Below are 13,451 nucleotides of genomic sequence, written 5' to 3'. Positions count from 1 at the left end.
AACTTTATTAATTATTCCAGTTATATCATCTTGTACTTCTTTTACTGATATGGAATCTTTTAGATCAACAAAAGAAACATATCCTTCTACTTCAGTCATTATAGGTAATGTAAATGGATCCCATTCAGCTATTTTATCGCCAGATCTTACTTTTGATTTAGCTTCGAATAAAATTTTAGCACCATAAGGAACTTTGCTTCTAAATTTTTCGTTATTTCTACCGTCTACTATAACCAATTCACAATTTCTACTCATATTAATTTTCACTCCATTACTGTTTATTATAATGGATGAATTTTCAAAATTAATTGTTCCAGAATGAGAAGAAATGATATCAGATTTTGTAGCTATTTTTTGAGCTGCACCACCAATATGGAATGTTCTCATAGTTAACTGAGTTCCTGGTTCACCAATAGACTGAGCTGCAATAACACCAATGGCTTCACCTAAATTTACCATCTGGCCGGTTGCAAGGTCTCTGCCATAGCATTTGCTACAAATGCCTTTTTTACTTTCACAAACTAATACTGATCTAATTTTAACTGTCTCAATGTTATTGTTTTCAATTAATAACATTAAGCTTTCATCAATTAGTTTTCCTTTTTTTATTAAAGGTGTAGTTCTTTCTGGTATATATATATCATCTGCTAAAACTCTACCTAAAGCTAATTCTCTTAAAGGTATAACAACTTCTCCATTTTCAACTTTTTCTCTAACTAAAATAGAGTTGTTTGTACCACAATCTTCCTCATTTACAATGCAATCTTGAGATACATCGACTAATTTTCTAGTTAAATAACCTGAATTAGCTGTTTTTAATGCTGTATCTGCTAATCCTTTTCTTGCTCCATGAGTGGAAATAAAATATTCTAACTCATTTAGCCCTTCTTTAAAGTTAGAAGTAATAGGAGTCTCTATAATTTCACCTGAAGGCTTTGTCATTAAACCTCTCATTCCTGCAAGTTGTCTCATCTGAGCTGGGGAACCTCTTGCTCCAGAATCTGACATAATATGTATACTATTAAGGGATTTAAAGTTTATACTTGAATTTTTATAATCATTAGAATCTACTAATTTTTTCATCATATCTGATGCAATAGTATCAGTACATCTAGTCCACTCGTCAATAGCCTTATTATATCTTTCTCCAGCTGTAATTAATCCATCTGAATATTGCTCTTCATACTCTCTTATCTTTTTTAATGTAGAGTTAATATGTGAGTCCTTTGTTTCAGGAACAACAATGTCGTCTTTGCCAATAGAAATACCAGATTTACATGCATAATGAAATCCTAATCCCATTAAATGATCAGCAAAAATAACTGTTTTCTTTTGGCCGTAATTTCTATATACTACATCAATTAAATTGGAAATTTCCTTTTTAGTCATAACCTTATTAATATGATCATAGTCAATTACTTCAGACTCTTTTGGTAAAAGTTCAGCAATAAATAACCTTCCTGGGGTTATATCAATCATTTTATTTTTAATTTTTCCACCTGAATCACATATTTTTGCTCTATATTTTATTTTTGTATGTATAGATAATTTTCCAGAATCTATAGCATGTTGAATTTCACTTAAAGAACCAAAAAACATACCTTCACCCTTCTGTTTTTCGAAAACTAATGATAAATAATATATTCCTAAAACAATGTCTTGAGTGGGTACTATTATAGGCTCACCACTAGCTGAACCTAAAATGTTATTAGTTGACATCATTAAAACTCTTGATTCTAGCTGTGCTTCAATTGAAAGTGGTACATGAACAGCCATCTGATCTCCATCAAAATCAGCATTAAATGCAGCACAAACTAATGGATGCAATTGAATAGCTTTTCCTTCAATTAATATTGGTTCAAAAGCCTGTATACCTAATCTATGAAGAGTTGGAGCTCTATTTAAGAATACTGGATGTTCTTTTATAACTTCATCCAAAATATCCCACACTTCTGGCCTTTCCTCTTCAACAATTTTTTTAGCAGCTTTAATGGTATTGGATATACCATACAACTCTAATTTTGAATATATAAATGGCTTCATTAACTCAAGCGCCATTCTTTTAGGTAATCCACATTGATGAAGTTTTAATTCTGCACCTACAACAATTACTGATCTGCCAGAATAATCTACCCTTTTACCAAGTAAATTTTGTCTAAATCTACCATGCTTACCTTTTAACATATCTGCTAAAGATTTTAGAGGCCTTTTATTTGAAGCTTTAATTACTTTGCTTTTTCTACTATTATCAAACAATGCATCTACAGCTTCTTGAAGCATTCTTTTTTCATTACGAATAATTATGTCAGGAGCTTTAAGCTCAATTAAACGATTTAGTCTATTATTTCTGTTTAGAACTCTTCTATAAAGTTCATTTAGATCAGAAGTTGCAAATCTTCCTCCATCTAACATAACTAATGGTCTTAAATCAGGAGGTATAACTGGTAAAACATCCAACACCATCCATTCAAGCTTATTTCCAGATTCTATAAAATCTTCAATTAATTTAAGCCTTTTAACTATTTTTTTTCTATTTGTTTCAGAGTTTGTTTTTAGTAAGTCTTCTCTTAATTTAATTTTATCTTCTTTGAGATTAATATTTTTTAACATGCTTTTGATAACTTCAGCACCAATTCCTGCTTGGAAACTGTCTTCTCCGTAATGTTCAATAGCTTTATAATAATCTTCTTCAGAAAGTAATTGTCCATATTCAAAGCTAGTTATACCAGGGTCATTTACAATATAAGCATCATAGTATAGGACCTTTTCAATTTTTTTTAAACTTATATCCAATAAAGTACATATTCTTGATGGAAGTGATCTTAAGAACCAAATGTGGACAATTGGGGTAGCAAGTTCAATATGTCCCATTCTTTCCCTTCTTACTTTAGAAGTTGTAATTTCAACACCACATTTTTCACAAACTGTGCCTCTATATTTCATTCTTTTGTATTTACCACAAAGACATTCATAATCTTTGACTGGACCAAAAATTCTAGAACAAAATAATCCTCCATTTTCAGGCTTTATAGTCCTATAATTAACTGTATCTGGTCTTTTAACTTCCCCATATGACCATGATCTTATTTGGTCAGGACTTGCAATAGATATTTTTATAGCATCAAAATCTTTATTAACTTGTGGGTTTAAGTAATTAAACACAGATTATTACCTCAAATTATATTAAGTTTATTCTTTTTCTATTATTTCCATATTTAGACCTAGAGATCTAATTTCTTTAATCATTACTTTAAATGACTCAGGTAAACCAATTTCAAATGAATTTTCACCTCTAATAATTGCTTCGTAAGCTTTAACTCTTCCAGCTACATCATCAGATTTTACAGTTAATATTTCTTGTAAAGTATATGCAGCACCATAAGCTTGTAAAGCCCAACATTCCATTTCTCCGAATCTTTGCCCACCAAAATGTGATTTTCCACCAAGAGGTTGTTGAGTAACTAAGCTATATGGACCTATAGACCTTGCATGTATCTTATTATCTGCGAGATGATCTAGCTTAAGCATATATATATAACCAACAGTAACTTTTCTATCAAAATATTCACCTGTTCTACCGTCTCTCAATTTAACTTGTCCTGATTTATCTAAACCAGATTTTTCTAGAACTTTATTTATATGATTTTCTTTTGCACCATCGAAAACAGGGGTAGCAAATTTTACTCCTTTTGCAATATCATGGCTTAAATCTAATAAATCATCTTTATCTAAGGTATCTATATAATTAAAAATTTCTTTACTATTTTTATTTTGTATATCAAATACTTCTTTAATTTTTTGCTTTAGTTCTAGTTCATGAGATTTTTGATAATTTTTAATACTTTTTTCTAAAACTCCAGCAACCTTTTTGCCAAGTGCAACAGATGCCCATCCTAAGTGTGTTTCTAAAATTTGTCCTATATTCATCCTTGAAGGTACTCCTAATGGATTTAAGACAATATCTACAGGTTGCCCATCATCTAAATATGGCATTTCTTCAACAGGAACAATTTTTGATACTACTCCTTTATTACCATGTCTACCTGCCATCTTATCTCCAGGTTGAATTTTTAATTTATTAGCCACGTATATTTTGATAATTTTCAATACACCTTGAGGCAAATCATCACCACTTTGCAGTTTTTCAACTTTATGTTTATAATCTTTTTCAAGTTTTTTTAGATAATTATCATAAAATTCTTCTAATTTTTGAATATCTTCTTTTGATTTTTTATCATCTAATTCTAACGACCAAACTTGCCTATTATCTAAATCATCAAGAAAATTTTGATCAATTATAATGGATTTATTTGCTTTATCTTTTACTTTTTTGCCAAATAAAATAACTTTTACTTTATTAAATACATAATCTTCAATAATTCTTTTCTCATCTTCCATATCTTTTGAAAATTTTTCTATTTCATTTCTCTCAATAGATATAGCTCTTTCATCTTTTTGTACCCCACGTTTTGTAAATATTTTAACATCTACTATAACACCCTTTTCACCAGGAGGTACCCTTAGAGAAGAATTTCTGACATCTGCAGCTTTTTCACCAAAGATTGCTCTTAATAATTTTTCTTCAGGAGTAAGTGGTGATTCAGTTTTTGGTGTAACTTTACCAACCAATATATCCCCAGGCTTAACCTGAGCACCAATGTTAACAATTCCAGTTTCATCAAGGTGGGTTAAATTTTCTTCATTTACATTAGGAATATCCCTTGTAATTTCTTCAGGACCTAATCTTGTGTCTCTTGCAACTATTTCATATTCATTAATGTGTACAGATGTATATATATCATCTTTTACCAAACGTTCTGAAAGCAAAATAGAATCTTCAAAATTATACCCATTCCATGGCATAAATGCTACTAAGATATTTTTTCCAAGAGCAAGTTCTCCCATATCTGTTGATGCTCCATCTGCAAGAATATCTCCTGCTTCAACATATTGTCCAACTTTTACTATAGGTCTTTGGTTTATACAAGTGCCCTGATTTGATTTATCATACTTAATTAATGTGTATATATCAACACCTGAAATATCACCTCTTAATGAAGTATCAATACCTTTATTATTAGGCGATTTAGAAGTATTACTCCTTACTTTTACAACTATACGCTTAGAATCAACTTGATCTATGATACCAGCTCTTTTTGCTAGAATTACAGTTCCAGAATCTGAAGCAACGACTTTTTCCATTCCTGTACCTACGAAAGGAGCTTCATTTTTAATAAGAGGAACACCTTGTCTCTGCATATTTGAACCCATTAAAGCTCTATTTGCATCATCGTTTTCTAAAAATGGAATTAATGAGGCTGCAACAGATACTAATTGTTGTGGAGAAACATCAATTAAATCTATTTGTTCTCTCGATACATTAACAACTTCACCTTTTTTATGACAAGCGACAACATCATCAATAATTTTACCTTCTTCATCTATAGCAATACTTGCCTTAGCAATGTAGTATTTTTCTTCTTCAATTGCAGTTAATTGTACAATTTCTTCTGTAATATATCCATTTTTCACTCTCCTATAAGGGCTTTCTATAAAACCATATTTATCTATATCAGCATAAGTTGCTAATGAACTAATTAAACCGATGTTTTGTCCTTCTGGAGTTTCAATAGGGCATATTCTACTATAATGAGTTGTGTGAACATCTCTTACCTCAAAACCTGCTCTTTCTCTTGTTAATCCACCAGGACCTAATGCTGATAGCCTTCTTTTATGTGTAATTTCAGCTAATGGATTTGTCTGATCCATAAATTGTGAAAGTTGAGAAATACCAAAAAATTCTCTTAAATAACTCATTAATGTTTTTGAATTTACTAAGTCATGAGGCATAACATTGTCAATTTCTACAGAAGACATTCTATCTATAATTGATTTCTGCATTCTTACAAGGCCCATACGAAATTGATTTTCAACCAATTCCCCAACAGATCTAACTCTTCTATTAGCAAGACTATCAATGTCATCAACTGTCCCAATGCCACATTTTAAGTTTAACAGATGCTTAATAACTACTATAATATCATCTTTGGTAAGAGCTGTCTTAGTATGTGGTACATCTAAATCATGTTTTTTATTAATTTTCATTCTGCCAACAGCTGAAAGATCATATTTTTCATTATCAAAAAACATACTTTCAAAAAGTTGTTTAGCAACTTCAGGAGTAGATGGCTCACCTGGTCTTAAAACTTTATATATATCAGCTAAAGCTTGCTCTTCATCTTTATTTTTATCTAAAACGATTGTATCTCTTATAAAACTTCCTGAGTCTACATTATTTACATCAATAATTATTATTTCATTAATATTTAATGCCTTAACAGAATCTATAACTTCTTGTGTAACTTCTTGAGTAGATTCATATAAAACTTCTCCTGTAGTTAAATTTACAATATCTTTAGCTAAAAATTTTCTTTTTATATCATCTTCAGTTGTTATATAATATCTATCTATATTATTTTTTTCAAAATCTTTTAATATTCTTGGTGTAACCCTAATACCTTTTTTAAATATTACTTCTTTTGTATTAGCATCTACAATATCTTTTTCTATTTTCATCCCTCTAAATTTAATAGGGTCAAATTTAGTGATAAGATTACTATTTTTCCATTCAAATTTTATAAATTTATAAAATTTTTCAAGTATTTGATTTGTATTATATCCAATTGCTCTAAGTAATGTAGAAACATGAATTTTTCTTTTTCTATCTATCCTAAAGTATAATATATCTTTGGTATCAAATTCAAAATCAATCCAAGACCCTCTATATGGAATAATTCTTGCAGAATAAATATATTTGCCAGAACTAGAATTCTTGCCTTCATCATGGGTATAAAACACACCTGGAGAGCGATGTAATTGTGATACAATAACTCTTTGAGCTCCATTAATAATAAAAGTTCCTTTGTTAGTCATTAATGGTATATCACCTAAGTAAACTTCTTGCTCTTTAATACCTTTTATTTCCTTAACTTCAGATTCTATCTCAGTATCCCATAATATTAAACGTAAATTTACCTTTAATGGGGATGCGTAATTAACGCCCCGTTGAATACACTCATCTGGTGTATATTTTGGTTCTCCAAGGCTGTAATTAATATATTCTAATCTAGCTTTATCTTCAGAATCATTAACTTGAAAAACTGATCGTAAGACCTCTTCTAATCCTTGCTTTTTACGATTATCGATAAGAACATTTAACTGCAAAAAATCTTCGTAAGATTTTTTTTGAACTTTTATTAAATTTGGTATGCGTACATTACTAGAGATTTTTCCGAAACTATATCTAATACGCCTTTTAGAAAGATATGAAGACACTCTTTTACCCTTTAAATGTGAAGATTAATTATAAATTAGCTAAAATATATTATTCACTTTAAACTTACTTTAGCTCCAGCAGCTTCTAATTTAGTCTTAATTTCTTCAGCTTCGCTTTTTGGGACGGCATTTTTAACTGGCTTAGGAGCGGATTCAACAAGCTCTTTTGCTTCTTTTAAACCAAGTCCTGTTATAGATTTTACTTCTTTAATAACATTTATTTTTTTATCACCAGCAGCTTCTAACACTATATCATATTCTGATTTTTCTTCAGCTCCACTAGCTGCATCTGCTCCTTGTGGTGCAGAAACTACTGTGGCAGCTGCTGATGCAGTTACCCCCCAAGTTTCTTCAAGTTTTTTAGCAAGGTCTGCTGCCTCCATTACAGATAATTTAGATAATTGATCAACTATTTTATCAAGTTCAGCCATTTTAATCTCCTATATAATTTATTGTTTTTCAGCATAAGCTTTTATAACTCTAGCTAATTTTGCACCAGGTTCATTAAGAACCCTTACAACTTTACTTGCTGCAGCATTAACTAAACCTATAATCTTAGCCCTAATTTCTTCTTGAGTAAGCATCTTAGATAATGCTATAACTTCTTCTTTATTGAGTGTTTTATCTAATATTGCCCCACTCACTACATCTATCTTATCATTTTGTTCGCAAAACTTTATAAGTAGTTTAGATGCAGATACTGGGTCATCCGAATAAGCAACAGCTATTGGCCCAGTAAAATGCTCATGAATACTTGAAAATTTTGTATCTTTCAAGGCAATTTTAGCTAAGCTATTTTTTGCAACCATAAACTTAGAATCAATTTTTTTAAATTGAGACCTTATAGATTTTGAATCTAATACAGATAATCCTGAATTTTTAATTAAAAAAATTGCTTCATAGTTATTAAATAACTTAGAATAATTTGCAACCAATTTTTCTTTACTAGCTTTATCCACTTTATATATTTAAAATGTTATTACTTACATGGCAAGTCATGCTAAACTACAAAAGATTTTAAGTCAAGCTTTAATGATGGCCCATGTGTGCAAGATAAAAATATTTCTTTCATAAATATACCTTTTGATTTTTGGGGTTTAGCTGCCAAGATTGCATTATATAACTTTATTATATTTTCTTTTGTCTTTTTTTTATCAAATCCAAGTTTTGCAACACCTGAATGTATTATTCCATTTTTATCGATCCTAAACTCGATTTGTCCTTTTTTAATATTTTTTACAGCTGATACTACATCGTCTGATACTGTGCCTAATTTAGGATTGGGCATAAGTCCTTTTGGTCCAAGCAATTTTCCTATTTTACTTATTTTAGGCATCATCGCTGGAGTTGCAACACATGCTTCAAAATCTAAAAAACCACCCTTGATTTTTTCAATTAAATTGTCACCACCTACTTCTTCCGCACCAGAATTTTTGCCTTCATCAAGTCTAGAGTCTTCGATTATTAAAGCTACTTTTTTTTCCTTACCTAGACCATTTGGCATAGCAACAGCGCCTCTTACCATTTGGTCAGATTGCTTGGCGTCTATACCTAATTTTAATATAAATTCTATAGTTTCATCAAATTTAACGCTGTATTTACTTGAATATTCATTTATAAAAAACGATATTGCATCATCTAGGTTGTATAATTTGTTTTTGTCTATAGCTTTTTTAGCATTTTCAATTCTTTTTCCCATATTAATTATTTACTTAAATTTTAATCGATAATATTGATTCCCATGGAGCGAGCTGTACCTTCAACAATTTTTGCTGCTGATCCTAACTCATCTAATCCCATGTCTTTAAATTTTATTTCAGCAATTTTTAATACATCATCTTTTTTTAAATTGCCTGCACTTTCACGTCCAGGAGTAGAAGATCCTTTTTGTAAATTTGCATATTTTTTTATTAAGTTTGAAACAGGAGGGGCTTTAACTACAAAAGTGAAGCTCCTATCTGCATATGCAGTAATAATTACTGGTAATTTCATGTTAGGATCTTCTTTTTTTGTCCTATCATTGAATTGCTTACAGAAATCAGCGATATTTAAACCTTTTTGACCTAAAGCTGGTCCAATGGGTGGAGCTGGATTAGCTTTTCTAGCTAATATTTGTAATTTAATTTCACCAATAACTTTTTTCACTTTTTTTACCTTAAATTTTATGAATTTTTTTCCACTTGGTCGAAATGTAGATCTACAGGAGTCTCTCTTCCAAAGATAGAAACTAACACTTTTAAACGTTGTTTTTCATCCTCCACTTCCTCGACAAGTCCATTAAATGTTTCAAAGACTCCATTGATTATTTTTACATTTTCACCTATTTCAAATGTCTTTTTCATCTCTTTTACAACTTTGCCATCTTCTACTTGTTTTAAAACTCTATTTACCTCAAATTCAGGTATAGGTGAGGGAGTGTTGCTACCTCCTAAAAGTTTTCCAACATATTGCGTATTTTTTACTATATTCCATGTGAGGTCATTTAAGTCCATATTGACCATTATGTATCCAGGGAAAATTCTTTTTTCTGCATTAACTTTTTTTCCTTTTTTTAATTCAACTGTATTTTCTATAGGAACTACAAAATCCTTAAAAGCATCAATTACATGCTTTTTAATAGCGTTTTCTTTTATTAAAGAAATAACCTTTTTTTCGTAACCAGATAAAACGTTAATTATGTACCATTGAGCAGTCAATATTTATCCTCCTAATGTTAATACATAATTGATAGTTTTATATATAGCTCCATCTATCATCAAGAAAAATAACGATGAAATTATAACAGTAAAGAATACTAACAATGAAGATGTTACAGTATCTTTTAAATTGGGCCAAGAAACTTTGTGGCCTTCAAATCTTATTTCATTAATAAAGTTAATTAACTTACTAATTTTCACTTGATTCAGTTTAAAATAAATTATGGATGATAATCATAACTAAGTTACTTTTAAAGTCAAGCCCAAAAAGTATTATTTTTAGTACTAATTAGTAGCTTATCTTCCAGTATTTAAGTATTTAATATATAAATTATTGTAAAGATTAATATGTTTTGTATAAATTATGTGGAGAAAAATAGGTAGACCTAAAAAAATGCATATTGATATAAATAAAAACTCATATACCTTTCATGAAAAGAAAGTATGTGATATGGAGGTTTTAGATAAGTGTCTTAATAAAAATATTATTGATGCTTTTCAACATAGTAGTGGAATTAAATTAAGATGGTTTTATACTATTATCTTTGGAGTACCTACTATACAGCCTAAAAATATGGCATTACAGTTTTATAGATCAAAAAATTATAATGAAAAATTTTTGCAATTTATAGGAAAAAAATATTACGATGTATTAAGAGACTTAAAAGAAATTTATGCACAAAAAATAGTTTTAAGTATTTGTGTGTTTAATGAATTTCCTAAATTTCTTCGAGAAAATCAAAGTAATAATCATTACAATCAACAGGAGAAATTTATACAAGGGATGACTTTATTAAGTAAAAAGTTTGAGGGAAAAAATACAATGCTTTAACCTATAAGAATTGACATTTTAATTTAAAGTAACTAACTTACAAAAAAAATATAAAAAATCTAATGATTATTAAAAATTTTAGAACAGTTAGTTATTTAATTTTAATTGCATTACTTTCTGCATGTTCAAAAGTTGATATAAAAAGAGAATTTCCTAAAACACGACAACAAAAAGAAGAAGATAGGATTGGGAAGTTGACTGGAGATGGACTGGTTTTTGGAAAAGGTGCCAGTGATAGTTCTTCATCAGCAAGTTATGCTAATGTTAATGCATATTTATGGAGAGCGTCACTTGATCAGGTGGATTTTATGCCTTTGAACTCAGCTGATTCCGCTGGAGGAGTGATTGTTACTGATTGGTATAGTATAAATGATAGTTCAGAGGAAAGATATACGGTTAATATTTATATTCTAGGTAAAGACTTGTCAGCAAATTCTATTAAAGTGAATGTTTACAAGCAAAATTTAGGAAAAAATTTAATTTGGAATAATCAACATTCTGATGATAATATGGCTGAAATAATAAAGAATAAAATAATTGATAGGGCTAGAAAATTAAAAGTAACAGGATTGATAAAAAATTAAAATTGCAAAATAACATTGTTTCTATGTATGATGATAAAGTAATAACTTAATAGTTATATATATACTTTATTGTTAATTACATTAAAACTTTTGTCTTAATTTTAAAGCTAATGATAAGGTTCCTTGATCAATGTAATCTAGTTCAGTACCAATAGGTATTCCGTTAGCTAATCTCGATATTTTTAACTCCAATTTTTCTAATAATTGTGCAATATAATGTGCTGTGGTTTGTCCCTCAAGAGTTGAATTTGTGGCTATTATTACTTCTTTAATAGGTGAGTCTTTTACTCTACTTAATAAGTTATGAAGATTTAATTTGTCAGGAGTATTGCCATCAATTGCAGAAAGAGCACCTCCTAATACATGATAAATGCCTTGATAAGTTTTGCTTTTTTCAATAGCCCATAAATCAGCAATATTCTCTACTATGCACAAGGTGGTTTTGTCTCTTTTTTCATTTATGCATATTTGACAAGGGTTAGAAATATCAATATTAAAACACATACTGCAAATTTTTATTTCATCATATACCATTTCGAATAATTGAGATAATTTTGATAAATTGCTTTTATTTTGAATTAAATATAAGGCTATTCTTTTAGCGGATTTTGGTCCTAGACCAGGAAATTTTGAAAATGTTTTTATTAATTGTTCTAAAGAAGTTATTTTCATAATCAGTTGTTTCACGGATAATTAACATTATCTAGATGTGACCCTCCATCTAAAGATATGATCTGTCCAGTTATAGATCTATTTTTTAATATAAAATCAATTGTATTGCAAATTTCATCAATAGTGCCACTGTAACCAAGTGGATTGTTGTAAAATGATTTTTTAAAGTTCTTTTCAGATTGATTATCGTTTTTTAATATTTGACCAAGAGATATGCCGTTTATGCGCGCATTAGGGGCGTAGAGTTTGGCAGATAATCTTGTATAATCTGCAAATGACTTTTTGCTAAAATAGTATGAAGAGAAATTTTTAGGCAATTTATAAATAATGCTATCTAATATGTTGATTATATTGATTTGACCCTCATAAGTACTGTGGTCTAAGATTTTCTTAGTAATTAATGTAGGAGTTATAAAATTTGTATTTAAGTTATTTATTAAATTGTCTTTGGTTATATTTTTCAAAGAATCATTGTTAAAAATTGAAGCATTATTTACAATTAATCCTATAGGTAATTTTTGTATAGTAGGATCTAGATTTTCGTTTTTACTGAAATCTGCTTGATACAGCAAGCATTCTTTGTTTAAGCCGAATATTATTTTATGTAAATTTTGAGCCTCATTTGTAGATTTATTATAGTGAATAATTATATCCCAACCTTCTTTAGCTAAAAAAATGGCAATATTTCTTCCAATTCTTTTTGCTGATCCAGTAATTAGTGCGTAAGACAATTGCTTAATTATTAAGTTAATGTTATTTTATAAGTTGTACACATCGTACAGTAAATTTTAAATTTAATTATATCCTAATTGCAATGAATGAACTAGAATTTTTACCTGATATTTTAATTTTGCTTTCTTCGTCAATTTTAGTTGTGATTATTTTGCACAAGCTAAAAACAAGTCCGGTGCTTGGATATTTAATAGCTGGAGCGATAATCAATGCATATGGTTTGGTAAAAAGTCCTGAATACGCACATTCTTTAGCTGAATTTGGTATAATATTCTTGTTGTTTATAATTGGTCTTGAATTGTCATTTGATAGGTTGATAAAAATGAGACTGCATGTATTTGGTTTTGGTGGGTTACAAGTTTTAATTACTTCTTCAGTTATTGCTTTTGTACTTTATTATTATTTTAATTTTTCTACATCAATATCAGTTGTTGTTGGGGCTGCACTTGCGTTGTCTTCAACTGCAATAGTTCTTCAGGTGATATCAGAATCAGGTAGACAATCTAGTCAAGTTGGAAGATTGTCACTTTCAATGTTGCTAATGCAAGATCTGGCAGTTGTTCCACTCTTAGCAGTTACGCCATTGTTAGATGATAAAGC

The 13,451-nt window shown here is 29.4% G+C and carries 13 protein-coding genes; 3 read left to right on the top strand and 10 right to left on the bottom strand.

Features of this window, described 5'->3' with window-relative positions:
* From rpoC to secE, 8 genes are all read right to left on the bottom strand, one after another.
* The coding region (rpoC, locus tag EIC27_RS02575) for a DNA-directed RNA polymerase subunit beta' (protein WP_126044591.1) at window positions 1-3,162 on the bottom strand (3,162 nt) is incomplete at its 3' end.
* A gap of 27 nt (window positions 3,163-3,189) precedes the next feature.
* Window positions 3,190-7,335 (bottom strand): DNA-directed RNA polymerase subunit beta, encoded by a 4,146-nt coding sequence (rpoB, locus tag EIC27_RS02570; RefSeq protein WP_126044590.1) that lies wholly within the window; start codon window positions 7,333-7,335, stop codon window positions 3,190-3,192.
* A 53-nt stretch (window positions 7,336-7,388) separates the two neighbouring features.
* Complete coding sequence (gene rplL / locus EIC27_RS02565; protein ID WP_126044589.1) at window positions 7,389-7,766, bottom strand: 50S ribosomal protein L7/L12; 378 nt, start codon at window positions 7,764-7,766, stop codon at window positions 7,389-7,391.
* An 18-nt stretch (window positions 7,767-7,784) separates the two neighbouring features.
* The gene (gene rplJ / locus EIC27_RS02560; protein ID WP_162298309.1) at window positions 7,785-8,294 is read right to left on the bottom strand and encodes a 50S ribosomal protein L10; all 510 of its coding nucleotides are present in this window, start codon (window positions 8,292-8,294) and stop codon (window positions 7,785-7,787) included.
* Between the two features lie 41 nt (window positions 8,295-8,335).
* Complete coding sequence (gene rplA, locus EIC27_RS02555) at window positions 8,336-9,034, bottom strand: 50S ribosomal protein L1 (protein WP_240627070.1); 699 nt, start codon at window positions 9,032-9,034, stop codon at window positions 8,336-8,338.
* 20 nt (window positions 9,035-9,054) lie between these two features.
* On the bottom strand, window positions 9,055-9,480 hold the full coding sequence (gene rplK, locus EIC27_RS02550; protein WP_126044586.1) for a 50S ribosomal protein L11: 426 nt from the start codon (window positions 9,478-9,480) through the stop codon (window positions 9,055-9,057).
* A 17-nt stretch (window positions 9,481-9,497) separates the two neighbouring features.
* On the bottom strand, window positions 9,498-10,031 hold the full coding sequence (gene nusG / locus EIC27_RS02545; RefSeq protein WP_126044585.1) for a transcription termination/antitermination protein NusG: 534 nt from the start codon (window positions 10,029-10,031) through the stop codon (window positions 9,498-9,500).
* Window positions 10,032-10,034: 3 nt separating this feature from the next.
* Window positions 10,035-10,232: a preprotein translocase subunit SecE gene (secE, locus tag EIC27_RS02540; RefSeq protein WP_162298308.1), complete on the bottom strand. Its 198-nt coding sequence runs from the start codon at window positions 10,230-10,232 to the stop codon at window positions 10,035-10,037.
* A gap of 163 nt (window positions 10,233-10,395) precedes the next feature.
* Here secE and EIC27_RS02535 point away from each other — a divergent pair, with 163 nt between their 5' ends.
* Window positions 10,396-10,863, top strand: coding sequence for a hypothetical protein (locus EIC27_RS02535; RefSeq protein WP_126044583.1), 468 nt, complete (start codon window positions 10,396-10,398; stop codon window positions 10,861-10,863).
* Window positions 10,864-10,925: 62 nt separating this feature from the next.
* Window positions 10,926-11,447, top strand: coding sequence for a DUF3576 domain-containing protein (locus EIC27_RS02530; protein WP_126044582.1), 522 nt, complete (start codon window positions 10,926-10,928; stop codon window positions 11,445-11,447).
* An 81-nt stretch (window positions 11,448-11,528) separates the two neighbouring features.
* Here EIC27_RS02530 and recR read toward each other — a convergent pair whose 3' ends face one another.
* Both recR and EIC27_RS02520 read right to left on the bottom strand, forming a co-directional pair.
* Window positions 11,529-12,119: a recombination mediator RecR gene (gene recR / locus EIC27_RS02525; RefSeq protein WP_126044581.1), complete on the bottom strand. Its 591-nt coding sequence runs from the start codon at window positions 12,117-12,119 to the stop codon at window positions 11,529-11,531.
* Between the two features lie 11 nt (window positions 12,120-12,130).
* Window positions 12,131-12,850 carry an SDR family oxidoreductase gene (locus EIC27_RS02520; RefSeq protein WP_162298307.1) on the bottom strand — a complete coding sequence of 240 codons (720 nt, stop codon included), beginning with the start codon at window positions 12,848-12,850 and terminating at the stop codon, window positions 12,131-12,133.
* Window positions 12,851-12,933: 83 nt separating this feature from the next.
* Between EIC27_RS02520 and EIC27_RS02515 the strand changes: the two genes are divergently transcribed.
* A partial coding sequence (locus EIC27_RS02515; RefSeq protein ID WP_205702317.1) for a cation:proton antiporter domain-containing protein occupies window positions 12,934-13,451 on the top strand: 518 nt, incomplete at its 3' end.

Origin of the sequence: Candidatus Aquarickettsia rohweri, from assembly GCF_003953955.1 — a bacterium.
Classification (GTDB): domain Bacteria; phylum Pseudomonadota; class Alphaproteobacteria; order Rickettsiales; family Midichloriaceae; genus Aquirickettsia; species Aquirickettsia rohweri.
This window is presented reverse-complemented; position numbering and strand designations above follow the sequence as displayed.